This window comes from Blattabacterium cuenoti (assembly GCF_014251695.1).
Taxonomy (GTDB): Bacteria; Bacteroidota; Bacteroidia; order Flavobacteriales; family Blattabacteriaceae; genus Blattabacterium; species Blattabacterium cuenoti_T.
This window is the reverse complement of sequence record NZ_CP059195.1, coordinates 219070-245114: the sequence shown is the minus strand read 5'-3', so window position 1 is coordinate 245114 and position 26045 is coordinate 219070. Positions and strand designations below refer to the sequence as shown.

25 protein-coding genes and 1 tRNA gene are annotated in these 26045 nt (G+C 24.8%); 11 read left to right on the top strand and 15 right to left on the bottom strand.

Annotated elements, in window-relative coordinates; all coding sequences use genetic code 11:
• Positions 1–195 precede the first annotated feature (195 nt).
• Complete coding sequence (murI, locus tag H0H62_RS01145) at positions 196–1014, top strand: glutamate racemase (protein WP_185860919.1); 819 nt, start codon at positions 196–198, stop codon at positions 1012–1014.
• Here murI and H0H62_RS01140 read toward each other — a convergent pair.
• From H0H62_RS01140 to H0H62_RS01095, 10 genes are read right to left on the bottom strand one after another with little or no spacing between them, the layout of a single operon-like run.
• Positions 1001–3274: an NADP-dependent malic enzyme gene (locus tag H0H62_RS01140; protein WP_185860918.1), complete on the bottom strand. Its 2274-nt coding sequence runs from the start codon at positions 3272–3274 to the stop codon at positions 1001–1003. The genes murI and H0H62_RS01140 overlap by 14 nt on opposite strands.
• A gap of 51 nt (positions 3275–3325) precedes the next feature.
• A complete protein-coding gene (locus tag H0H62_RS01135; protein ID WP_185860917.1) occupies positions 3326–3772 on the bottom strand; it encodes a FixH family protein in 447 nt (148 codons plus the stop codon).
• Positions 3773–3831: 59 nt separating this feature from the next.
• Positions 3832–4734, bottom strand: a complete 903-nt coding sequence (locus H0H62_RS01130) for a cbb3-type cytochrome c oxidase N-terminal domain-containing protein (RefSeq protein ID WP_185860916.1) — start codon at positions 4732–4734, stop codon at positions 3832–3834.
• Positions 4724–4924, bottom strand: a complete 201-nt coding sequence (locus H0H62_RS01125; RefSeq protein WP_185860915.1) for a cytochrome oxidase — start codon at positions 4922–4924, stop codon at positions 4724–4726. Before H0H62_RS01125 ends, H0H62_RS01130 begins: the two co-directional genes overlap by 11 nt.
• A 21-nt stretch (positions 4925–4945) precedes the next feature.
• On the bottom strand, positions 4946–7135 hold the full coding sequence (ccoN, locus tag H0H62_RS01120; protein ID WP_185860914.1) for a cytochrome-c oxidase, cbb3-type subunit I: 2190 nt from the start codon (positions 7133–7135) through the stop codon (positions 4946–4948).
• Between the two features lie 18 nt (positions 7136–7153).
• On the bottom strand, positions 7154–7294 hold the full coding sequence (gene ccoS / locus H0H62_RS01115) for a cbb3-type cytochrome oxidase assembly protein CcoS (RefSeq protein ID WP_185860913.1): 141 nt from the start codon (positions 7292–7294) through the stop codon (positions 7154–7156).
• Between the two features lie 14 nt (positions 7295–7308).
• Entirely contained in the window at positions 7309–9555 is a 2247-nt protein-coding gene (locus H0H62_RS01110; RefSeq protein ID WP_185860912.1) for a heavy metal translocating P-type ATPase, read from the bottom strand.
• A gap of 14 nt (positions 9556–9569) precedes the next feature.
• Entirely contained in the window at positions 9570–9965 is a 396-nt protein-coding gene (gcvH, locus tag H0H62_RS01105; RefSeq protein ID WP_185860911.1) for a glycine cleavage system protein GcvH, read from the bottom strand.
• A 12-nt stretch (positions 9966–9977) separates the two neighbouring features.
• The gene (locus H0H62_RS01100; protein ID WP_185860910.1) at positions 9978–10694 is read right to left on the bottom strand and encodes a glycoside hydrolase family 73 protein; all 717 of its coding nucleotides are present in this window, start codon (positions 10692–10694) and stop codon (positions 9978–9980) included.
• Positions 10695–10748: 54 nt separating this feature from the next.
• Entirely contained in the window at positions 10749–12545 is a 1797-nt protein-coding gene (locus tag H0H62_RS01095; RefSeq protein ID WP_185860909.1) for a putative porin, read from the bottom strand.
• 205 nt (positions 12546–12750) lie between these two features.
• Between H0H62_RS01095 and H0H62_RS01090 the strand changes: the two genes are divergently transcribed.
• From H0H62_RS01090 to trpA, 7 genes are read left to right on the top strand one after another with little or no spacing between them, the layout of a single operon-like run.
• Complete coding sequence (locus tag H0H62_RS01090; RefSeq protein ID WP_185860908.1) at positions 12751–14166, top strand: anthranilate synthase component I family protein; 1416 nt, start codon at positions 12751–12753, stop codon at positions 14164–14166.
• A gap of 6 nt (positions 14167–14172) precedes the next feature.
• On the top strand, positions 14173–14751 hold the full coding sequence (locus H0H62_RS01085; RefSeq protein ID WP_185860907.1) for an anthranilate synthase component II: 579 nt from the start codon (positions 14173–14175) through the stop codon (positions 14749–14751).
• Between the two features lie 2 nt (positions 14752–14753).
• Complete coding sequence (gene trpD, locus H0H62_RS01080; RefSeq protein ID WP_185860906.1) at positions 14754–15752, top strand: anthranilate phosphoribosyltransferase; 999 nt, start codon at positions 14754–14756, stop codon at positions 15750–15752.
• Positions 15749–16552 (top strand): indole-3-glycerol phosphate synthase TrpC, encoded by an 804-nt coding sequence (trpC, locus tag H0H62_RS01075; protein ID WP_185860905.1) that lies wholly within the window; start codon positions 15749–15751, stop codon positions 16550–16552. The genes trpD and trpC overlap by 4 nt, the downstream gene beginning before the upstream one ends.
• Position 16553: 1 nt before the next feature.
• The gene (trpF, locus tag H0H62_RS01070) at positions 16554–17180 is read left to right on the top strand and encodes a phosphoribosylanthranilate isomerase (RefSeq protein ID WP_185860904.1); all 627 of its coding nucleotides are present in this window, start codon (positions 16554–16556) and stop codon (positions 17178–17180) included.
• On the top strand, positions 17177–18370 hold the full coding sequence (gene trpB, locus H0H62_RS01065; protein ID WP_185860903.1) for a tryptophan synthase subunit beta: 1194 nt from the start codon (positions 17177–17179) through the stop codon (positions 18368–18370). The genes trpF and trpB overlap by 4 nt, the downstream gene beginning before the upstream one ends.
• Complete coding sequence (gene trpA, locus H0H62_RS01060) at positions 18363–19130, top strand: tryptophan synthase subunit alpha (protein ID WP_185860902.1); 768 nt, start codon at positions 18363–18365, stop codon at positions 19128–19130. The genes trpB and trpA overlap by 8 nt, the downstream gene beginning before the upstream one ends.
• On the opposite strand, the gene H0H62_RS01055 is transcribed toward trpA, so the two are convergent.
• The 4 genes from H0H62_RS01055 to H0H62_RS01040 all read right to left on the bottom strand — a co-directional run bounded on the left by H0H62_RS01055 (position 19123) and on the right by H0H62_RS01040 (position 22798).
• Positions 19123–19785, bottom strand: coding sequence for a YggS family pyridoxal phosphate-dependent enzyme (locus tag H0H62_RS01055; protein ID WP_185860901.1), 663 nt, complete (start codon positions 19783–19785; stop codon positions 19123–19125). The two genes, trpA and H0H62_RS01055, sit on opposite strands and share 8 nt — an antisense overlap.
• Positions 19785–20849: a 3-phosphoserine/phosphohydroxythreonine transaminase gene (serC, locus tag H0H62_RS01050; RefSeq protein ID WP_185860900.1), complete on the bottom strand. Its 1065-nt coding sequence runs from the start codon at positions 20847–20849 to the stop codon at positions 19785–19787. The genes H0H62_RS01055 and serC overlap by 1 nt, the downstream gene beginning before the upstream one ends.
• Positions 20850–20925: 76 nt before the next feature.
• On the bottom strand, positions 20926–22278 hold the full coding sequence (gene tilS, locus H0H62_RS01045; RefSeq protein WP_185860899.1) for a tRNA lysidine(34) synthetase TilS: 1353 nt from the start codon (positions 22276–22278) through the stop codon (positions 20926–20928).
• A 7-nt stretch (positions 22279–22285) separates the two neighbouring features.
• Complete coding sequence (locus H0H62_RS01040; RefSeq protein WP_185860898.1) at positions 22286–22798, bottom strand: shikimate kinase; 513 nt, start codon at positions 22796–22798, stop codon at positions 22286–22288.
• Positions 22799–22850: 52 nt separating this feature from the next.
• Between H0H62_RS01040 and H0H62_RS01035 the strand changes: the two genes are divergently transcribed.
• Positions 22851–22923: transfer RNA gene (locus H0H62_RS01035), tRNA-Lys, on the top strand.
• Between the two features lie 13 nt (positions 22924–22936).
• Here H0H62_RS01035 and H0H62_RS01030 read toward each other — a convergent pair.
• Entirely contained in the window at positions 22937–23698 is a 762-nt protein-coding gene (locus tag H0H62_RS01030) for an exodeoxyribonuclease III (RefSeq protein WP_185860897.1), read from the bottom strand.
• Between the two features lie 176 nt (positions 23699–23874).
• Here H0H62_RS01030 and hisG point away from each other — a divergent pair, with 176 nt between their 5' ends.
• Both hisG and hisD read left to right on the top strand, forming a co-directional pair.
• Positions 23875–24732, top strand: a complete 858-nt coding sequence (gene hisG / locus H0H62_RS01025; protein WP_185860896.1) for an ATP phosphoribosyltransferase — start codon at positions 23875–23877, stop codon at positions 24730–24732.
• Positions 24733–24747: 15 nt separating this feature from the next.
• Positions 24748–26043 (top strand): histidinol dehydrogenase, encoded by a 1296-nt coding sequence (gene hisD / locus H0H62_RS01020; RefSeq protein WP_394366699.1) that lies wholly within the window; start codon positions 24748–24750, stop codon positions 26041–26043.
• Positions 26044–26045 lie beyond the last annotated feature (2 nt).

Below are 26045 nucleotides of genomic sequence, written 5' to 3'. Positions count from 1 at the left end.
TTTTTTATTGATAGTTATTTTAATTATGATAATGATATATATTTTATGTTTATGGGGGGAAAAAATATTATAAAATAAAAATCGTATTTTTTATTATACTTTGTTAAGTTTTTATCAATTATTATTAATGTTTTTTCATTTTTTTTTATCTGTATTATCTTTTATAATTTATTTTTCCTTTAATTTCATTTGGAAATGAAAATAAGTTCATTATCTCCAATAGGAATATTGGATTCTGGAATCGGCGGACTTCTTATCGCTAAAGAAATGAAAATACAGATGCCCAATGAGTATTTTATTTATTTTGGTGATACAAAAAATATGCCTTACGGGGAAAAATCTAAAGATTTTATTGTTAAAAATTCTATAAAAATTGCTTCGTTTCTTTATAAAAAAAATTGTAAAGCTTTAGTTATAGCATGCAATTCTATCGCATCTAATGCTTTAGATTTTATCCAAAAAAAATTTTATAAAAAAATGTTAATATTCAATGTCATCGATCCTGTAGTAAAAAGTACAATTTTTCTTTCCTATAAAAAAATAGGAATTATCGCTACACCTGCTACTATACATTCAAACTTTTATCCAAAAAAAATAAAAAAATACTATCGTCATTTAGATGTCATTCAAATATCTGCTCCTTTATTAGCTCCCATTATAGAAAATGGTTGGAAAATGAGAAAAATAAATCCTATTATAAAAAATTATTTAAATCATTTAAAATCAATAGATGCAATATTATTGGCTTGTACTCATTATCTATTCTTAAAAAAAGAAATAGAAGATTTTTATCATGGGAAAGTTCATTTAATTGATATACAAAAAATAGTAGTGAAAGAAATAAAAGAAAAATTAAATGAAAAAGAATTATTATGTTTACATACTCCCTACACCTGGAATAGATTTCCTATTTTTTATACGTCTAATTCTATTCCCTTTTTTTTTGAAAAAAAAGTACGAATTCTTTTTGGTGAAAAAGTATTTTTTAAAACGCATATTTTTAATTTTGCCTAATTTGTGCATCTATTACAGATAAAGTAGCTAAATTAACTATTTCTTCTATGCTAGATTGCATCTGCATAACATGTGCAGGTTTACGCATTCCTAACATTATAGGACCTATAGTCTGTACCTCTCCTAATCCTCTAATAAACTTATAAGTCAAATTTCCTGATTCTAAATTGGGAAAAATAAAAATATTTGCTCTTTTTTTCACAAGTTTAGAGAAAGGAAATTTTTTAGATAATAAAAATTCATTCAGAGCAAAATCAGGTTGTATTTCTCCATCTACTATCAAATTTGGGTATTTTTTATGTAAAAAGGCCACCGTTTGAGAAACTTTATAAGATGTTTTTGAATTAGATGAAAAATTCTGAAAAGATAACATAGCTATACGTGGTTCAATATCAAAACCTTTAACTACATGAGAAGCCATTAGAGCTATTCTAGCTAATTCTTCACTTGTTGGATCTGGAATTACAGCTGTATCTGCTAAAAATAAAGGACCTCGTTTTGTTAATAAAATCATCATTCCTGCCGTTTTATGAACAAAATTATCTTTACCTATAACTTCTAACATAGGACGTAAACTTAATGAAAAACTTCTAGAATATCCAGTAATCACGGCGTCTGCTTTCCCTTGATCTACCATCATAGCTCCAAAATGATCATTAGTCCGCATACGAATTTTAGAATCATATAAAGTTAAACCTTTTCTATTCCTTCTTTTCCAAAGTATTTTGGCAAAGCATTCTACTTGATTTTCTTCTTTTTCTGGGTCTATAATTTTTAATTCAACATCTAAATTATTTTCATGTATTAAATGTTTAATACGATCCTCATTTCCTAGAACTATGGGAAGAGAAATAATTCCTTCTTCGTGAAGAATTTGAACAGACTTAAGAATATCATATTCTTCCCCATTGCAAAAAACAACTTTTTTAGGATTTGTTCGTGCTCTATTTTGAATCATTCGAAGCATTTTACTTTCATATCCCATTCTATCAAGTAATTTTTCTTTATAGATTTTCCAATCTAAAATAGGATTCTTTGCTACTCCGGAATCCATGGCCGCTTTTGCTACAGCAGGAGCTACTCTAGTAATTAAACGATTATCAAAAGGTTTTGGAATGATATACTCTTTTCCAAAAGAAAGGTTTTTTTTATTATAAACAATATTTACCTGTTCTGGAACAGGTTCTTTTGCTAAAGAAGCTATGGCATGTACTGCTGCGAGTTTCATTTCATCATTGATCACATTAGCATGAACATCTAATGCTCCTCTGAATATATAAGGAAATCCTAATACATTATTCACCTGATTAGGGAAATCACTTCTCCCTGTAGCCATAATAACATCTGGACGTACTTTGATAGCCAAATTATAATTGATTTCTGGATCAGGATTAGCCATCGCAAATACAATTGGATTTTTAGCCATACTTTTTAACATATTCGGTGTTAATACTCCACCTACAGATAAACCGATGAAAACATCTACATTATGAATAGCCTGTTCCAGTTTTTTTATTGGATAAGTATTGACGGAGAATTCTTTTTTTTCTTTATTTAAATCTTTTCTTGAAATATGTAATAGTCCCTTGCTATCAAACATAAGAATATTTTCAGGTTTAACTCCAAGTTGTTTATATGTTCTTGCACAAGAAATAGCTGCAGCTCCAGCTCCATTAATTACCATTTTAATATCATAAATTTTTTTATCTACATAAGTAATAGCGTTAATTAGTGCCGCTCCAGAAATAATAGCCGTTCCATGTTGATCATCATGCATGACAGGAATATTCAATTCTTTTTTCAATCTTCTTTCTATTTCAAAAGCTTCTGGAGCTTTTATATCCTCTAGGTTAATTCCTCCAAAAGTAGGGGCAATCGCTTTTACTGTTTCTATAAATTTTTCTGGATCAGATTCGTCTATTTCTATATCAAAAACATCAATACCGGAAAATATTTTAAATAAAAGAGCTTTTCCTTCCATTACTGGTTTAGAGGCTAATGCTCCAATATCACCAAGACCTAATACAGCAGATCCATTAGTAATCACTGCAACAAGATTTCCTTTAGATGTGTATTTATATACTTCTATAGAAGAACGAGCAATTTCCTTACAAGGTTCAGCAACTCCTGGAGAATAAGCAAGTGATAAATCTCTTTGACTGTTATATTTCTTTGTAGGAGTGATTTGTATTTTTCCAGAAGGAAACTGACTATGATAATTTAAAGATTCTTCACGAAGATTACTTATATTTTTTCTCATTATATTTTATAATATTAAAATTTGGAAAACAGATAAAAAATTTTATCATTTTTAATGCCAAAAAATATCTTTTTCAAAAAAAAATTTTTTATCTGTTTTCCATCTGATTATAAGTTTATAATATCCTTTTCTTAAAATTTTTTTAGGAATAAATAATATTTTTTTTGAAGATTTCAATATTTTGAAAGATTGCGTAAAATCTAAATCTTGAGAAGAAGATCTAAATAAAGTAAAAAAGCCATAAATATCATTATTAACAGGAGGAAAGATTATCTCTATTCCAGAATAGAGAATAAAAATTTTTATTTTTATAGGAAGTTCTAATACATTTTTTTTTTCATTTATAATTTCTTGATATTTGATTTCTTCTTCATAATATCTATCTGATACAAGTTGACTTCCTACATGTGGAAAAAAGAAAGCAATGTAAGTAATAAAAATTATAAAAAAAACTAAAGATAACACGATTCCAATATCCCAACTGAATTTAATTTTCATAACTTAAACTTTAAATATTTTTTGAATCAAAAAAATAGATTACTTAACTGATATAAAAATCAGGTATAATTTATTTCTGATTCCATTTTATTTGTTATTCTTACCCCTTGAGGAACTTTACCTGTTAAAGGTTTTTTAGATTGTTTATTGATAAAATAAACATAACTAGATATTTTTTCAATATCATTTCCTTTAATTTCTCCTGATTTTCCAAAAGCACGCATAGTTGGATTATTATCACTTCCATTCCATATTACAGAAAATATATTTTTAAATAAATCTTTTTCTTTTACATTGATCCAATAATCATCTGTTAAATTGGGACCTATATTTCCACTTCCATCCGATTTATGACAAGTAGCACAATTTTCCTCAAAAAGAATTTTTCCACTATTGATTAACCCCTTCTTAAAAAATGCATTTTCTACAGTTACTTGTGGAGTATTTTTTTCAAAAATTTCAATTTCTTTTAATTGATTTTTATAAGCGATATTATATTCTTTATAAGGATCGGAAAAATCTATTAATAAATAAGAAAAAAAATAAATTGCGGAAAAAACAATTGTAATATAAAAAAGATGGACCCACCACATAGGTAATTTATTATCTAATTCTATGATTCCATCAAATCCATGATCTATTTTTTTAACTCCATCATAATTCATTTTTTTAGATTCGTAAAATATAAATCTGTAAAATCTATAAAAATAATTCCCTTCATTTTCTTCCAAAATCTTTTTTTTTTCTTCTTTTGACAAAAATTGTAATTTTTTTATAAAAATTAAATGATTAATAGATTCCAAAACATACAATAATGCCGTAATTATAATAAAAAAAAATATAGTAATAGGATGAACTAAATAAGATATGTGATTATAACTTACACAAAATACATAAAACATGAATGTTATAACAGATAATAGGGAGGGTATCATAATAAAAGAAGGAATTTTAGATCTCATAACCTTTCCTTTTTTTTTCTTTTTCTAATTCTAAAGGAATTAAACTTATTTTATGATAAAACTTTTTAGATTTTGAAAACACAAAAAATATTATAAAAAAAAATGCTAAAAAAAATAAAATTAACATAACAGTTTGAAAAATACCGATATTTTTTTCTTCTGTAAAATATTGTTTAAAAAAACTTATCATGAACTTTTTTTCTTATATCCATTAAGATTTTATATCTGTACCTAATCGCTGTAAGTATGCAATCAGAGCTATAATTTCTCTTTTTTCTAATGGAATAAATTGTTTTTTTTCGATTTTTCTTTGTTGATCTATTTCTTTTTTTAAACTTGGATATTCTTCATAAATATCGTATACAATTTTATTTGCTTGACGATCCATATCCTTATTTATATTTTTTATATATTCCCAAGTATATGGAACTCCTAATTTTATCATTGCTTTCATTTTTTTTTCTGTATTAGATCTATCCAATTTATTATAAATTAACCAAGGATATCTTGGCATAATCGATCCAGGAGAGGTAGAACGAGGATTATACATATGATTAAAATGCCAGGAATTAGGATTTTTTCCTCCTTCTCTAGCTAAATCTGGGCCAGTTCGTTTAGATCCCCAAAGAAATGGATGATCATACACAAATTCTCCAGCTTTAGAATACTCTCCATAACGGACAACTTCATCTCTAAATGGACGAATTTGAGCACTATGACATGCATTACATCCTTCTCTAACAAATAAATCCCTACCTTCTAATTCTAAGGCTTTATAAGGTTTAACATTATGAATAGTAGGAACATTAGATTTAATCACTAAAGTAGGTATAATTTCAATAAAACCTCCAATAGCTACTACTATAAAAGAAAGAATTGTCAATTGTATTGGTTTTCTTTCTAACCAACCGTGAAATGTTTCTCCTTTATCTTTTACTCTTTCATAAAATGGATCGCATTTAAATTCCTCATTATCTAATGAATTACCTTTTTGAATTGTTTTAATAATATTATAAATCATTAGAACAAAACCTAAAAAATAAATAATTCCACCGATAAATCTCATTTTATAAAATGGAAGAATAGATAAAACAGAATCTAAGAAATTTTTATAAGCTAATGTTCCATCAGGATTAAATTTTTTCCACATAATAGATTGTAAAATAGATCCAAAATACAAGGGAAAAATGTATAATATAATACCAAAAACACCTAACCAAAAATGAATATTAGCTAATAATGTAGAATACAATTTTGTATTCCATATTTTTTGAATCAACCAATATATAATTCCAAAAGCCATAAAACCATTCCAACCCAAAGTCCCCAGATGAACATGAGCTATTACCCAATCTGTAAAATGTCCTATAGAATTTAGAGTTTTAGTCGCTAACATAGGTCCTTCAAAAGTTGCCATTCCATAACAAGTAATTCCAACTACAAAAAACTTCAAAATAGGATTTGTTTTCATTTGATCCCAAGCCCCTCTTAAAGTGAGCAATCCGTTTAACATTCCTCCCCATGAAGGAGCAATCAGCATAATTGAAAAAATAGTCCCCAACATTTGAGCCCAATTAGGAAGAGATGTATACATTAAATGATGAGGCCCAGCCCAAATGTATATAAATATTAATGACCAAAAATGTATAATAGAAAGTTTATAAGAAAAAATGGGTTGATTAGATGCTTTTGGAACAAAATAATACATTAATCCTAATATGGGGGTGGTTAAAATAAATGCTACAGCATTGTGTCCATACCACCATTGCATCAAAGCATCTTGTACTCCAGCATATATAGAATAACTTTTAAAAGATAAAAGAGATATAGGTAATTCCAAATTGTTAAATACATGCAACATCCCTACAGCAACCCATGTTCCTAATAAAAACCAAACACTAACATATAAATGTTTAATTTTTCTTTTCATAATACTGCCAATCATATTTATTCCGTAAATAATCCAAATAAAAAATACTCCTATATCTATAGGCCATTCATGTTCAGCATATTCTTTACTTGTATTAATTCCTAATAAAAAAGTTATCCAAGTAGAAATAATAAATATTTGCCATCCCCAAAAATGAATCCAACTGAGAATATCACTAAAAATTCTTGTTCTTAATATACGTTGTAAAGCATAATAATAACCTGTAAAAATAACATTTCCTACAAAAGCAAAAACAGTAGTACTTGTATGTAACATTCTCCATCTTCCAAACCCCATTATTCCTTGAGAATCCTTCAGGTTATTACCAAAAATAAGTTCAGGAACTTCAGGAAAAAATAATAATAGAGCTATAAATAATCCAGCTAAAAATCCAATAAGGGCCCAAAATATTGTAGCATATAAAAAAGCTTTAACAATACTGTTATTATAATAATATGTTTTTAATGTCATCAGAACATTCAATTTTTTTCAAAAATCATCAATTAAAATTCTAACACTAGGAGATTCATAATCATCAAATTGTCCAGAATAAAGACAAATTAAAAAAAATATGAGAAAAAATGCTCCTAAAGAAATACTAGATAATATCATAATAATTAATATATCCATAATTAAAAAATAAACTAAAATATTAATTTTCGTGAAATAATCCAAGTAGATATAACAGAAAAAAAAATAACGGAAAAAGAACTCAAAGGCATTAAAATAGCAGCTATAAAAGGTTTTAAATTCCCGGTTATTGCAAAAAAAATACCTATACTATTATAAAACAAACTAATCATAAAATTAATCAAGACTAATTTTGAAGATACTTTGGATATTTTTAAAAATAAAAAAATTTTATTCAAACAATTGGATTGCATAAAAGCGTCACAACTTGGAAAAAAACTCGTTGTATTTTCGGATACAGAAATTCCTACTTCACTTTGATTTAAAGCCGCACAATCATTAATTCCATCTCCAAACATTATAATTCTTTCTCCTTTTCTTTGTAATTTTTTAACATAATTTAGTTTATCTTCTGGACTTTGATTAAAATAAACTTTACTTGATTTTGGTAAAATCGATTTCAAATACTTTTCTTCTAAATTATTATGATCTCCAGAAAGAATAATAATTTTATATTTTTTTAAATTTTGAAACATTTTTTCTATTCCTTCACGATAGAAATTTCTAAATAGAAAATAACCTACAAACTTATTATTAATAGAAATAAAAACTGTTGTTTGATTAATATCGTTTTCATTCATCATTTTATTTTTAATTTCCAAATATTTTGCAGAACCGATTTTAACTGGTATATTTTTAATGACCCCTTCTAATCCTTTCCCTATAATTTCTTTAAAATTTTTTATCAAATAAAAATTTTTTACAGATAATTCTGATAATATTTTTTGACTTAAAGGATGACTTGAGTTTTTTAATAAAGAAGCTATAATTTTTTTTTCTTCATTTTTCATATTTCCTACAAAAAAAATTTTTTCTTTATTTAGATCAGTTATAGTTCCCGTTTTATCAAAAATTAAAGTTTTGGCTAAAGAAATTTTTTCCATTGTGAAAATATCTTTTACATAAAAACCCTTTTTGGAAAAAAAACGTATAATATTTCCAAAAATTAATGGAGTAGAAAGGACTAAAGCACAAGGACAAGTAATAATCAAAACGGAAAAAACTGTCTGAAAAATTTTTGAAACATCATTACTAAAAGACCAATATATTCCAGTTATGATTGAAATTATCAAAATAACAGGAGTAAAATATTGACTAAATTTAGTAGATATTGAATTCAAATCAAATAATTTTTTATGACGAGACTGATTAGATTTACTTTTATTCCATAATAAACTTAAGTAACTATGATCTACATTTTTTATCACTTTTATAATAATAGCTTCTCCTTTTTGTTTAGAACCAGCGTATATTCTTTCTCCCATTTTTTTATTAATCAAATAGGATTCTCCTGTAATAAAACTATTATCTAATACTGCATTCCCTTTTATTAATACAGAATCAGCAGGTACAATTTCCTCATTTCTTATTAAAATCATATCTCCTTTTTTTAAAAGAGAAAGAAAAATTTTTTCTTTCTTTTCATTATTATGTATTTTTGTTATTAAAACTGGATAAAAAGATTTATAATTTTTATCAAAAGATAAAATTTTATTATGTGTGTGTATTTGAAAGATTTTGCTCATAAGGAGAAATAATGAAAAGCTAGAAAGGCTATCAAAATACCCAGAACCTAAATCAAAGAAAACTTCATAACAACTCCATAAAAACAGAACTAATATTCCAATAGAAATTGGAACATTCATATTCAAAACATGTTTTTTTAATCCTAATACAGCATATTTTATATGATCAATAAAAGAAAACATTACTACAGGTAAAGATAAAATGACCATGAGATAGCGAAAAAAATTACGATTTTCCAAAAACCATATATCTTGTTTAGCCCCAACATATTCTGGAATTGCCAAAAGCATAATATTTCCAAAACAAAAAAAAGAAATAGCTAGTTTTCCTATCAATTTTCTTCCAAATAAATTTGGATTATTTTTTTTGTTTTCTATTGATTCAAAATTGACAGATGGTTTATACCCCATTCGAGAAAGAAACTCAGCTATATCACTTATTTTTAAAGCAATATGATCAAAAGTAATCCGGACTTGTTTACTAGTAAAATCAACAGTAGAATTAAAAATGTTATGATGTATTTTAGATAAACTTTCCAAAATCAAAACACAAGAGCTACAGTGAATAGAAGGAATTAAAAAACGAACTGTGGTAATGTTTTTATGTTTAAAATCAATTATTTTATCTGCAATCTTTTCATCATCAAGAAAATCAAAAATTTTCTGTTTTTTCATATTTTATATCCTGATTACATAGATTTATGTATATATTTTTGGTATTCTGTATAAGACATTAATTTATCATATTCCTTAAATTCTAGAATTTTTATTCTTATAATCCATCCTTCGCAGTAAGAAATTTTATTAATTAATTCTGGTTTGGATAATAATTGATTATTAATTTCAAGAATATAACCCGAAATAGGCATAAATAAATCTGAAACTGTTTTTACCGCTTCTATTGTTCCAAATGAATTCTCTGCTTTTATTTTTTCCCCTATTATAGAATCTTCTATATCTAAGTAAACAATATCTCCTAACTCATTTTGAGCAAAATGAGTAATACCTACATAAGCATTATTTTTGTCATCAGGCATGCATATCCATTCATGATTTTTACTATACCTTAAATTATTAGGATTCATATTCAATAAATTTTAATTCAAAAAATGATTAATTTTTACATGATTAAATTTTTGTTTGATTAAAATAAAAATTTTATAAAAAAAACGTAATTTTTTACTAAATTTTATAAAAAAAGAATCTTTATTTTTATTTTTTTTCATTATATCATTCATATCATTCAAATATTGATTAATTCTTTTTTCTATACTAAAAGAAGGAGTTTTATCAAACTTCCATAAATAATATTTGTTGATTTGATCAATTAACAAATTGGCATAATTTAAAGAAGTAGCATAACCGGCTTTTTTTAGTTCTACAGCCCAAGCTTGATAATCATCTTTTTTTAATTGAAATAATTTCGAATAACGTGGTTGTTGTAAAAATTTAGAATGATCATGAAAAGATTCTTGCACAGAATTATATTTTCGAAAACACTCTTTCGGATTATCATCATCATAAAAATAAACATCACCCATCCAATTTTTTCCACATTTAATTCCAAAATGATTATTCGTAGCTTTAGATAAATAGCTAGTTCCACTAGAAGATTCTAAAATACCTTGCCCCAATTTAATACTAGCCGGAATTCCAAATTTTTCCATTTCTTCAATAGCAAAAACAGCATATGTTTTAACATATTTAATTACATTTTCAATTTCTATATCTTTCCCATTTATCCCATTCCTATCTTGTGAAAAAGAAAACAAAGACATTAAAAAGAATAATATAAAATAAAAAAACTTATTCATTTTATGAATTTTTTACAAATAAAATTACGTTTTTTTACAAATTAATTTTTATAATTAAGTAAAAAGATTCCATAAAAAACCTGTTTTAATAAATAATTTATTAGGATTATAAATGTCATAAAATCCTATATTTTGAATGTTGAAGTAAAATATAGTTCTATATATTTTAAAATTAAAGAAATAATCAACAAAAGGAATTCCTCCAATTTTATTTTTTATACATTCTTTTTCTTTAAAAAAAGTTTTAAAATTAAAAGGATAATAAATTTTTTGGTGATCAAATTTACTTAAATAATGAAAAGAAAAACCTGTTTGTATAAATAACGCTTTATGAAAGTAATTATTTTTATAAAATATTGTACTTCTATATAAAAAATTTGGAATAGAAAAAATTAATGGATCAGAATTATATTTTTGATATAATAAAATATTATTTAATTGAAACTTCCATATATCATGTGTCGTTTCGATTTTAAATCCATATAAGTGGATATATTTACGATATAAAAATTTTTCTATTTCTTTATCATCTTGATAAGAATGATTCAATCTAGATATATAAAAAAAAATACAATATTTTTTTTCATAAGAACTTAAATAAAAATTTAGAACTTTTTCTCTGTTAAAAAAAAATATATTTTCTTGTTCATTTTTATAAAAATCTTGATTATTTTTTAAAACATGAATAGGAATAAAATTATTGTAAATACCATTATTATTTTCATTAATTCTAAATTGAGTGAAAAAGCGAAATTTGGAAATTAAAAATGTATTTAACACAATATTAGCCTGAATATGAGATTTTTTAATATTATTATTTTCTATAATCCATTTTCCATTTGAATAAAATTCGAAAACATTATTAATAGGATAATGGACTTTTGTTTGTATTGATAAACTATTGATATTTTTATTTTTATTAAAAAATATGTTATTTAATAATTGATAATGTATTCTATCAAAAATAGATCCTACTTCTATATTGATTTTTTTTTGATTAAAAATTAAAAATAAACCATTTCTTAAATAATAATGATTGATTTTCTTTTGTAAATTTTGATATAAATGACCTTTAGAATATTTTTCATATTCCATATAAGTTTTCAAAAATAATGATCTATTTTTTTCTTGTATAGAATAAATTTTTTTAACAAAATTTATATAAAATCTTCTATGAATTAATTTTTTATGATAAAAAAAAATGTTTTCATAATTTCTAATATTCCATTTTGGAAATTCTTCTTTTTCTTTTATATAAAATTTTTGATAAATATAATGTCCCCATAATTTATAATTGTAATTATTTTTTTTATCTTGATAATTAAAGGTCGCTAATGCTAAATCTTTACTTTTTTTTAAGTCAAGTTCATTTTTTAAATTAGAGTTTCTATATTCTATGGAATAATTAATTTTTTCATTAAAATTTTGAGAAAAAAAACCACCTAATGTTTTTTCTTTTTCGAAAAAATTATTTATATAAAAAATTTCTGTAATAGGAGTTTTAACATCAAAATATTGAATTTTTTCACGATAAAAAAAAGGATCCTTAAAAAAAAATATTCTTTTAGGCATGTTTTCGTTAAAATTTTCTCGTATATATGTTTCGTATTTATTAGGAATAAACAGATTTTTATTTAAAAAATACCCAATATTATCATTTTTAAAGAAATTATGAGAATAATATTTTTTTATGGAAAAAGATTTTTCTAAAAAAAATTTTTTTAGATTATTTTCTTCTGTCCAAAATTTGTAATCCTGATAAGTAGGATGATAAAATTCCACATTTTCTGTTTTTTTTTCTCCCATATTAGGAGATACAAAAAGGAAGAAAGTCAAAAGGATTATTGTCATATAATCGAATTATAAATTGGACTATTTGTAATTTATTTTCACAAATAGAAAAAATTTATTTATATTTGAGTGTCATTTCTATCTTTATCTAGAATGAAAATGAGATTCTTCAATTAAAGTAAATATTGTATAAACAATATTTTTTAGGCTTGTCTTTATGACAGCCTTTTTTTTATCATATATATATATCAAAATGCCATAATACATGTTTAAATTTAATTTTAGAACTATTCAGAAAAAAATTTTGGCGGATAGTACTACACCAATAGAATTATATTTAAAACTAAGAGATATTTTTCCTAATACATTGTTATTAGAATTTTCTGATTATAAAATTTCCAAAAATAATTCTTCCATTCTTTGTCTAAATCCAGTTTCTGAACTTATTTTAGATCAAAATGTATTACGAATATCATATCCTAATTGTGTTCATAAACATATTTTTATAAATGATAAATTAGATATAAAAATTTTCATAGAGGATTTTTTTCAAAAATTTAAAAATGAAAATAAAAGCATTTCTCATTATTACTCAGGTTTATATGGATATATATCTTATGATAGTATTCAATATTTTGAAAATATTCAATTTCACGCTCCAATTAAAGAAATATATAATCTTCCTAAGATCCGATTTGGTTTTTACAAAAACTTGATTGTATTCCATCATTTTCATCATGAAATATATGTAATTGAACATCAATTTTATAATATTGAAAAAAAAACTTACATAAATCAATTGATAGAATTGATTCAAAAGAAAAATTTTTCATCTTTTCCATTTAAATCTATTGGGAATCGTTACTCAAATGTAACAGATGTAGAGTATAAAAAAATGGTATCTCTTGGAATAAAAGCCTGTTTACGTGGAGATGTTTTTCAAATTGTATTATCTCGTCAATTTCAACAAAAATTTAAAGGAGATGAATTTAATGTATATCGTACTTTGCGATTTATAAATCCTTCTCCATATCTTTTTTATTTCGATTATGGAAGCTATAAATTATTTGGTTCTTCTCCAGAATCACAACTCATCATTAATAACCAAAAAGCTTATATAAATCCAATAGCAGGGACTATACAAAGATCAGGAGATAAAGAGAAGGATAAAAAATTATCCAAATATCTTACAAATAATTTAAAAGAAAATGCAGAACATGTTATGTTAGTAGATTTAGCTAGAAATGATCTGAGTAAAAATTCTTCCAACGTAAAAGTAGAAGTATTTAAAGAAATTCAAATTTTTTCTCATGTATTACATATGGTTTCTAAAGTATCTGGAAAAGTAGAAGAAAATACATCAATTATAAAAGTATTTGGTGATACTTTTCCTGCGGGAACTCTTTCTGGAACACCTAAATATAAAGCTATGGAATTGATTGATAAAATTGAAAATCAAAATAGAGGGGTATATGGAGGAGCTATTGGTTTTTTTGGATTCAATAATTCTTGTATTAATACTGCCATAGTGATTCGTTCTTTTATAAGTAAAAATAATACTCTGTTCTTTCAAGCTGGAGCAGGTATCGTTTCTGATTCTAAAGAAAAAAAAGAATTAGAAGAGGTAAATAATAAGTTGATGGCCTTATTTAAAGCTATAGAATTAGCTAAAAATATATGAAGTATTATGATGAATAAAATACTAATTTTGGATAATTATGACTCTTTTACTTATAATCTCGTACATGCTGTAAAAAAATTAACCAAAAATCCTATACAAGTCTCTAGAAATAACGAAATTAAACTTACGGATGTAAAAAAATATAATAAAATTATTCTTTCTCCAGGACCTGGAATACCTGATGAAGCGCATATTTTAAAACCTTTAGTGAAAACTTTTGCTTCTACTAAAAGTATTTTGGGAGTTTGTTTAGGTTTACAAGCAATAGGAGAAGTATTTGGAGCAACTCTTCTAAACACCAAAGAGGTATATCACGGAATATCTAGTTTAATCAAAATTGTAGATTCACAAGAAATTTTATTTAAAAAATTACCTATAGAAATTACAGTTGGACGTTATCACTCTTGGATTATTTCTCCACATAATTTTCCTGAAGATCTTCAGATTACAGCTATTGGAAAGAAAGGAGAAATTATGGCTTTACGTCATAAATTTTATGATGTACGTGGAGTCCAATTTCATCCAGAATCTATTTTAACTCCATATGGAGAAAAAATAATAGGTAATTGGTTGAATTTAAATTAATTATGAATAAAATATTAGAAAATCTTTTTTTAGAAAAAACATTGACAAAACAGGAAGCTAAAAATCTTTTTATAGAATTATCAAAAGGAAAAATTAATAAAACACAAATCGTAGCTATAACTACTATATATAATATGAGAAACCCAACTTTAGAAGAAATAGTAGGGTTTAGACAAGCTATAATGGAAGTCTCTATAAGAATTAATCTTGAAGAATTTAATGCACTAGATATTGTAGGAACAGGTGGAGATGGAAAAAATACTTTTAATATTTCTACTTTAGCGTGTTTTATAGTAGCAGGGACAGGAGAAAAAGTTATAAAACATGGAAGTTTTAATTCTTCCTCTATCACTGGATCTTCAAATATATTAAAAGGATTAGGATATCATTTTACTAATAAAGAAGAGAATTTGAAAAATCAATTGGATAAAATAGGTTTTTGTTATTTACATGCACCTATATTTCATCCTGTATTGAGCACTGTATCTGAAATTAGAAAAGAACTAGGAATGAAAACTATTTTTAATACACTTGGTCCATTATTAAATCCAGGAAACCCAAAAAATCAATTGTTAGGAGTCAATAATTTAGAATTAGCAAGAATATATTATTATATGTATCAAAACACGAGAAATAATTACGCAATCATTCATAGTTTAGATGGGTATGATGAAATAACACTTACCAGTGATGTCAAATGTTATAGTCCGAAAGGAGAACGATTTTATTCTATAGAAGAATTAGAAATAGGAAATAAAAAGATGAAAATAAATCCTCATGAATTGATAGGAGGAAAAAATACAGAAGAAAATATACGTATATTTACTAGTGTTTTATCTGGAGAAGGAACTTTAGCTCAAAATAAAGTAGTTTTAACAAATGCCACATTTGCATTAAGTTTATTAAATAAAGATAGTCTTGAAAATAATTATGATAAAGCAAACCGTTCATTAAAAAGTGGAAAAGCAAAGAATATTCTAAAAAAATTATTAAGTTTATGAATATTCTTGAAAAAATTATTTTTATCAAACAAAAAGAGGTATCCAAAAACAAAATTCTACATCCTATAAAAAAATTGGAAAATAGTTCTTTCTTTGAAAGAAAAACTTTATCTCTCGTAAAAAATATAAGAATAAGCCATACTGGTATTATTGCAGAATTTAAGTGTAAGTCTCCATCTAAAGGAATTATTAATAATAATACGACATCAGTAGAAAAAATAGTTCACGATTATGAATCGGCAGGAGTTAGTGGTATATCTATTCTTACAGACCAACATTTTTTTTCTGGTGAAAATGAAAATTTAAAAAAATCACGTTCTATAGTTTCTATTCCTATATTAAGAAAAGATTTTATTATTGATGAATATCAAATTATAGAGTCTAAATCTATAGGAGCTGATGTAATTTTATTAATTGCCGGAATTCTTTCTAAAAATCAGATAAATAGTTTTTCTAAACTTGCAAAAACTTTGGATTTAGAAGTAATTATTGAAATTCATAATGAATTTGAAGTAGATAAGATTACAGATAATTTGGATATTGTAGGAATTAATAATCGAAGTTTACAAACTTTTACTGTAGATTATGATAATTGTTTTAGATTGTCTTCAAAAATTCCTAATAATTATATAAAAATTGCAGAAAGTGGCATTGATGATGTTAATCACATATTAAAATTAAGAAAACAAGGATTTAAAGGTTTTTTAATTGGAGAATATTTTATGAAAGAAAAAGATCCTGGAAAAATTTGTCAATTTTTTCTTGAGTCTTTATCAAAAAAAATACTAATGAATAGATGATATGAAATCCCCGTTATTGAAAGTTAAAATATGCGGAATAAAATTTAATATACAAGAAATTTCTGATTTATTTCCTGATTTTATTGGTTTTATATTTTATCCTAATTCGCCTAGATTTGTAGGCTTTGATTTTATTATTCCCCAACTTAAAAAAAAAATATCAAAAACAGGAGTTTTTGTTAATGAATCAGAAGAAAATGTATTGAAAATTAAACAAAAAAATAAACTAGATTTTATTCAATTACATGGAACAGAGAGTCCTTTTTATTGTGAAAAATTATTCAAAAAAGGATTAAAATTAATTAAAGGTTTTAGAATAGATAATTTTTTTCATTTAAATAAAATTAAAAATTACATTCCTTTTTGTACTTATTTTTTATTTGATAGTAATACTATTTATTATGGAGGGAGTGGTAAAAAATTTTGTTGGGAAAAACTTCATGAATACACTTTTAAAGTCCCATTTTTCTTAAGTGGAGGAATTGGAATACAAGATTTGGATAAAATAAAAAATTTTTCGCATTCAAAAATGTTTGGAATCGATATTAATAGCAAATTTGAAATTTTTCCAGGAAAAAAAGATTATTTAAAATTAAATGCCTTTATAAAAAAAATAAGAGAATTATGAATTATTTTGTTGATAAAAACGGATTTTATGGGGAATTTGGAGGCGCTTTTATTCCTGAAATGTTACATTCTAATATAATAGAATTACAATACAAATATAAAAAATTTATTACAAGTAGTGAATATCAAAAACTATATAAAAAATTGCTAAAAAATTATGTAGGTAGACCTACCCCTTTATTTTTTTGCCAAAAATATTCCAATCAATATAATGCTAAAATTTATCTTAAAAGAGAAGATCTAAATTATACAGGATCGCATAAAATCAATAACGCTATAGGTCAAGCTTTATTAGCAAAAAAATTAGGGAAAAAAAAAATTGTTGCAGAAACAGGAGCTGGACAACATGGGGTTGCAACAGCTACTATTTGTGCATTAATGCATTTAGAATGCATAATTTTTATGGGAGAAATAGATATAAAACGTCAGTATAGTAATGTAATAAGAATGAAATCTCTCGGTGCTGAAGTGATTCCAGTTTTTAGCGGAAATAAAACGCTAAAAGATGCAGTAAATGCAGCTATTCGTTATTGGATTAATCATCCTCATAGTTATTATTTAATAGGGTCCACAGTAGGGCCTCATCCTTATCCTCAAATGGTAGCAGATATTCAGTCTATTATAAGTGAAGAAATTAAAGTACAATTAAAAGAAGTAGAAGGATGTTCATTCCCTAATTATGTAGTGGCTTGTATAGGAGGAGGTAGTAATGCAGCGGGATCTTTTTATCATTTCTTAGAGAATGATTCTGTTCATCTTATAGCCGTAGAAGCTTCTGGTTTAGGTATTAAAACTAAAAAAACAGCTGCGGCTATTCACTGCGGATCTAAAGGGATATTACATGGAAGCATGACATTTATTTTACAGAACGAAGACGGTCAAATTATTCCCGCTTATTCTGTTTCTCCTGGATTAGACTATCCAGGAATTGGACCTATGTTTGCTAATCTTTTTGTTCAAAAACGTGTAAATTTTTTACATTCTACAGATAAAGAAGCTATACAAGCTGGATATGAATTAACCAGATTAGAAGGAATTATTCCTGCTTTAGAAAGTGCACATGCATTAGCTGCATTAAAAAAAATACCTCTACAACAGGAGGATATAGTAATCGTTACTTTGTCTGGAAGAGGAGATAAAGATATTAATATTTATGACAAATTTTTTGTTAAATTATCAAATAATGAATAAAATTCATAATTTATTTATAAATAAAAATAAAAACATATTATGCATTTATTTTACAGCAGGATTTCCTTATTTAAATAGTACAGGAAAAATAATAAAAATTTTGCAAAATCTTTCTGTAGATTTAATTGAAATAGGGATCCCTTATTCTGATCCTTTAGCAGATGGAATGATTATACAAAAAAGTAATCAAATTTCGTTAAACAATGGAATGAACATCTCTTTATTATTTGATCAAATAGAGAAATTAAAAGGAGAAATAAAAACTCCCATTGTTCTTATGGGATATTACAATCAATTTTATAAATTTGGAAAAATTAAATTTTTAAAAAACTGCAAAAAATCAGGTGTTTCTGGATTAATTTTACCGGATCTCCCGGTTGATATTTTTTTGCATAAATATCAAAATATTTTTAAAAAATATTTATTATCTATGATATTTTTAATTACTCCAAAAACTAATTCATCCAGAATATCTATGTTAAGTAAAATAAGTGATGGATTTTTATATATAGTTTCTTCTAATTCTACTACAGGTAGTCATACTATTTTTGGAAAACAACAAATATCTTTTTTTGAACGTATAAAAAAATTGTCAATCAATATTCCAAAATTGATTGGGTTTGGGATCAACGATAAAAAAACTTTTGATTTATCATGTCAATATGCTAATGGAGGGATTATTGGAAGTTCTTTTATACAATCATTAGATAATGATAAACTGGAAGAAAGTATAAAAAAATATATAAAATCTATCAGATAGTTTTTGTTCTATCTCCAAAAATTAAAGTACCTAATCTAACAATTGTAGTTCCATATTTTATAGCTAAATCATAATCTCTACTCATTCCCATAGAAAGGATGTAATGTCCGTATTTATTTTTATATTCATTATACAATTTATGTAAATATAAAAATTCATCATCTACTTTTGTTAATTCTTGAAAAGAAGCGATCCCCATAATCCCTATTATTTTAACATTTTTCATATGTTTTGAAGTTTTATTTTCCAATATTTTGGAAGCTTCTTGAAAAGTTATTCCTGATTTATTTTTCTCATTACAAATTTTTATTTGTAAAAGACAGTTTATAATTTTATTATATTTAAATGCTATTCTATTTATTATATTTATTTGTTTTGTACTTTGAACGCTATGAATTAAATGAATAAAAGGTATTATATATTTTAATTTATTACTTTGAATTCTCCCAATCATATGCCATCGAATGTCTTTAGGTAATTTTTTATATTTTTCCACCATTTCTTTAATATAATTTTCCCCAAAATCTCTATGTCCTACTCGGTATAATTTTTCTATAGAAGACAAATCTTGATTTTTAGAAACTGCTAAAATTTTTACATTTTTTGGAATCAGTTTTTTTATTCTCAAAAATCGATTTTCTATTACGTATTTCATTATGAAAATTTTCTTTCGAATTCTTTCATGATTTCAATGAGGAATTGAATACTTTTTAATGGAAGTGCATTATATATACTGGCACGATATCCACCTAAATATCTATGACCATCTAATCCCACAATATTTTCTTTTTTCCACATTTTATTGAATTCTTTTTCTAGATTTTTATTTTTTAAAAAAAAGGTAACATTCATATTAGAACGATTTTCTTTATGTATTTTATTTTCAAACAAATTATTTTGATCTATTTCATCATATAATAATTTAGCTTTATACTGGTTTTTTTTTTCTAAAGTAGAAAGACCACCTTGATTTTTTATCCATTCCAAAGTCAACATAGAAGTGTAAATAGAAAAAACATTTGGAGTATTTAAAATGCTATCATTTTGTATATGAATTCGATAATCTATATAAGAAGGAATATTTTTTCTAAATTTTCCTAAAATATCCTTTTTCACAATCACTATAGTCATTCCTGCAGAACTTACATTTTTTTGCGCCGAAGCATAAATTAAACTAAATTGACAAAAATTTAATTCTCTGCTAAAAATATCAGAAGACATATCACAGACTATTGGAATAGATGTTTTAGGAAATATTTTCATTTGTGTTCCAACTATTGTATTATTAGATGTACAATGAAAATAATCCATATCGCATGGAATATGATAATTTTTTGATATATATGTATAATTTTTATTTTTACCGGAAAATAAAACTTTTACTTTTCCAAATTTTTTAGCTTCCTTAATAGCGTTATAGGCCCAAAATCCTGTATCTAAATAAGCTGCTTTTTGATTCATTAAATTGTATGGAACCATTGAAAATTGTAATGTAGCTCCTCCTTGAATAAATAAAATAGCATAATCATTATTTAAATTCATAATACGTTTTACTAAAAGAGTAGCTTTTTCTATAATTTCTAAAAAATCTATACTTCTATGAGAAATCTCAAGTAAAGATAATCCCGTCCCATTAAAATTCATTACAGATTGAGCTGATTTTTCAATAACTTCTTTCGGAAGTACAGAAGGTCCTGCATTGAAATTGTGTACTTTCATAAATAGAACAACTAATTCTTTTCAAAATTAAAATAAATACTAATTGAAATTATCAAACAAACAGATAATAATCCAATTATATTTTTATACCTAATATTTTTTTTGTATTTTTTGTTACCTTGAATCTATCATCTAAACGATTTCCTATAATTAAAACAATATATCCATTTTTATTAATTAATAACCATGTATGTTCTTTTTCTAAAAGAGAAAATTTTTTTTCTTTATAATATTTGCTTAATTTTTTCTTTCCTTTCATTTTAAAAGGATAAAAAAAATCTCCTCTTCTCCATGTTCTTAATAATAATGGAAATTGGATTTTATCAAAATCCATGAGGAACATATTTTTTTTATTTTCTTTTTCTGCATTAAGAAAAAATTTTATATTAACAGGTAAAAACATTTTTTTAACAATTTTTAGATTCGGGATTATATAAGTATTATTTTTATTTTCTGATAAAAGTTGATGAGAAATTAAAATCCAAACATTTCTACTTTTAATAATACGATATATTTTAGATATGAGTTGCTTTCCCGATTGTGCATCAATAAGATGTTTCATACTGTTAATGTCATTAAATCCATATGGAGAAAATAATTTAAACAAATAAAAAGATAAAGGTTGTAATTTTTTTATCTTTTTACATTCTATTTTCCAAAAAAATGGATAATCTTTTTTCTCTATTGTTATTTCTTGACGAACCTCTTCTATTTTCTTTTCTATTAAAACACTTTCATCATAAAGATGATTTATGGTTTTTTTTAATCCATTGTGAAAAGAAAACGAAAAAGAATAAAATGTAGATAAAACTGAACGAATTTTATTTCTTAAATATTTAATTTCTTGGTTACTACGATCCAATCTCCATTTTATATTTTTTATTTTTGCATAATGTAAAATTTCTTTTTTAGTGAAATCGGAAAGAGGGCGAATAAATTTTTCATTTTTCTTAGGGATCCCTAATAAACCTTTAATACCAGTCCCCCTAAAAACGTTCATAAAAAAAGTCTCTATAGAATCATCAAAATGATGGCCTAATACCATATATTCATATGAATTCCTTTTTAATAATTCTGTAAACCAAGCATATCTAAGCTTTCTGGCGGACATTTGTATAGATAATTTATGTTTTTTAGAAAAACCTAAAGTATCAAATTTTTTTATATGACATATTACATTTTTTTTATCACAAAAATTATTTATAAAAATTTCATCTTCATTAGACTCTTTGTCTCTTAAAGAAAAATTACAATGAGCTACTTCTGATTCTATTTCTGGAATATCCAGTAATAAATTGAGAAGAACCATACTGTCTAATCCTCCGCTAACAGCTACACATATTTTAATTTTTTTTTTTTGTAACGGATTAAATGAAAAACATTTTTTAATTTTATCCAAATAAAAATGATTATATGATATTTTTTTCATGATGATTTTAACTAAAATATTTAACAATTTCTTGAACTATATCATCTTTTGTTTTTCCACATACATTTATCTTTTCTAAAGATTTTTCATAAAAATATGCTCTTGTAGATAAATGTTTTATAATAAATAAAAACAATTCATTTTTAGATAAATGAGAAATTAGAGGTCTAGTTTTTTTTTCTAAAAATAATCTTTTAAATAAAGCAAAACTATCCATTTTCAAATAAAATGTATTTGAATATTTGTTTAACAAACAAATATTGTTATAAAAACAAGGAGTTCCTCCTCCAACCGATAAAACATATTTATTTTTTTTTATCAAAATTTTTTTTAATACAAAATGTTCTTTTTTTCTGAAAAAAAGTTCTCCCTTTTTCTTAAAAATATTACAAATAGAATCATTATTACTATCAATAAGAATTGCATCTAAATCATAAAAATCTAAATTTAATTTTTTAGATAGAATTTTTCCTACAGTCGTTTTTCCACTTCCCATGTAACCAATTAAAGTGATTTTCATAAAAACATAAAATTATAGTATATTTAATAATTATTTGTAATAAAATATAAAAGACCTGATAGCTCAGCTGGTAGAGCATTACACTTTTAATGTAAGGGTCCTGGGTTCGAATCCCAGTCAGGTCATTTTATATGATTATTAAAAAATTTCTAACACAACAGGACAATGATCGGAATACCAGACCTCTGGTATGTGGTAGGCATTCTTTATATCATTTTTTAAAACATCACTAACTAGAACATAATCAATCCTCCATCCTTTATTATTTTTTCTAGCGTTATAACGATAATTCCACCAACTATAATGATGGGCTTCTTGAACAAAATTTCTAAAACTATCTATAAATCCTAAATTCATAAAATGAGTCATCCACTTTCTTTCTTTCGGTAAAAAACCTGAAATTGTTTGATTCCGAATAGGGTCATAAATATCTATTTTTTTATGACAAATATTATAATCTCCACAAATAATGAGATTATTTAATTTCTTTTTTATTCTTTTTATATGTAAGAAAAAATTTTTCATAAAAAAGAATTTAAAATTCAATCTTTTCATCATATTACTTCCTGAAGGAATATAAAGACTAATTATTGATATATTTTTCAAGTCTATACGTAATACTCTTCCTTCTTCATCTATAGAATTTAATCCTATTCCGTATTCTACATGAATAGGCTTGTTTTTACATAAAATTGCTACTCCACTATATCCTTTTCTTTTTGAAGAGGCCCAATAATGATAATAACCTAAATTATTAAAAATATTCGTATCTATTTGTTCTGGAAAGGCTTTGATTTCCTGTAAACATAAAATATCTGGCTTATTTGTTTTTATCCAATTATATAATCCTTTATTAATTCCAGATCGAATTCCATTTATATTATAGCTTATAATTTTCATAATTTTAAATTTTTATTAAAAAAAATAGACTAAGTAATTCCAAAGGGGAATTATAAAATATTAAAAATAGTTTTTATATTTGCCATAATGCATTTTGATGCATGAATTTGATCTACTTAAACTATAATAAAAGCTTACTCTTGTAAGCTTTTATTATTTTTTTTCTGTATTGGATTATGAATAAACTTAAAATAGCAATTCAAAAATCTGGCCGTCTTTATGAAGATTCTATAAAATTACTAAAAGATTGCAGTATAGAAGTTAATATTGGAATAGATAAGTTAAAAACAACGGCTCTGAATTTCCCACTAGAAGTACTTTTTCTTAGAGACGATGATATCCCTCAATATTTAGAAGACGGTGTTGCTGATATAGGAATTGTAGGAAAAAATGTTCTTTTAGAAAAAAGAAAAAGGATTAAAGTTAAAGAAACTTTAGGTTTTGGAAAATGCAGACTTTCTATAGCTGTTCCTAAGTCTTTAGCTTACAATAATATTAAAGATTTGGATGGAAAACGTATTGCTACAAGTTATCCTTTTTTAGTAAGAGAGTTTTTCGGAAAAAGATATATAAATGCAGAAATTCACGAAATATCTGGAGCAGTAGAAATAGCTCCTGGAATAGGTTTAGCCGATTGTATATGTGATTTAGTTAGCAGTGGATCCACTCTTTTTATGAATGGATTAAAAGAAGTAGAAACGGTACTTCAATCTGAAGCTGTATTAGCTTCACATATACATTTAGGATCTACACAAAATATCATAATGGAAAAATTGTTATTTAGAATTAGAGCTGTAAAAAAAGCTAAAAATAATAAATATATTTTATTAAATGTCCCCAATGAAAAATTAGAAAAAATAATATCTTATCTTCCAGGAATTAAAAGTCCAGTTATTCTACCTCTAGCAAATTCAGAATGTAGTTCTGTGCATTCTGTCGTAAATGAAAATGATTTTTGGGGAATAATAGAAAATCTAAAAGCACTTGGAGCACAAGATATATTAGTACTTCCTATAGAAAAAATTATACTTTAAAATATAAATATGGATATGATTCAAGTATATATTCATCCTACATATGAAACATGGAAATCTATTTCCAATAGAACTTTACAAGATATTTCTCATTTACAAAACTTAGTGGATCCTATTATTAATAATGTTAAAATTTACGGAGATGTAGCTTTAAAAACTTATACAATAAAATATGATCATGTAGATATAAAACAAATTCAAGTAACAGAAGAAGATTTTGATAAAGCTTATATGCAAACTTCAAATCGATTAAAAAAATCTATTGAAATTGCATATCAGAATATAAAATGTTTTCATAAAAAACAAATACATGAGGAGTTGCCAATAGAAATTTCAAAAGGAGTTTTTTGTTGGAGAAAAATTATTCCCATAGAAAAAATTGGTTTTTATATCCCTGGAGGATATGCCCCTTTGTTATCTACTGTATTAATGTTAGGAATTCCTGGAAAATTATCAGGATGTAAAAATATTATATTATGTAGTCCCCCAAATAAAAATGGAGAAATTCATCCGTCAATTTTATATACAGCTAAATATATAGGAATTACACGTATATATAAAGTAGGAGGAGCTCAAGCTATTGCAGCTATGGCTTATGGAACAGAAAGTATTCCTTCTGTATATAAAATATTTGGACCAGGAAACTCTTATGTTACAATAGCGAAACAAATTGTATCTCAAAAAGGAATAACATCTATAGATATGCCTGCTGGCCCTTCAGAAGTAGCAATTATGGCTGACGAAACAGCAAATCCAGAATATGTTGTTTCTGATTTATTATCTCAATCAGAACATGATCCAGAAAGTTATGTTCTTTTAGTTACTATAAACAATCCTTCTTGGATAAAAGAAATTCAAAAAGAATTAAAAAAACAATTTTTAGATATTTCTAATAAACAAGACATCATTGAAAAATCTTTGAAAAAAAGCAAAATAATTGTTCTTACATCTTTAGATGAATGCTTGAGTCTAATAAATCAAGTAGCTCCAGAACATCTTATTATAAATTGTAAAAATGCATCTTATTGGGGAGAAAAAGTAATTAATGCTGGATCTGTTTTTTTAGGAAATTATTCTCCAGTCAGTGCAGGAGATTATGCTTCTGGGACGAATCATGTACTTCCGACCTATGGTTACGCTAAATCTTATAGTGGAGTATCTATAGATAGTTTTGTAAAAAAAATAACTTTTCAAAAAATATCTAAAAAAGGATTGAAAAATTTATCAGAATGTGTAAACGTTTTATCTTCGGAAGAAGGGTTGCTTGCACATCAAAAATCTATTAATATTCGATTAAAAAATGAGTTTTAAAA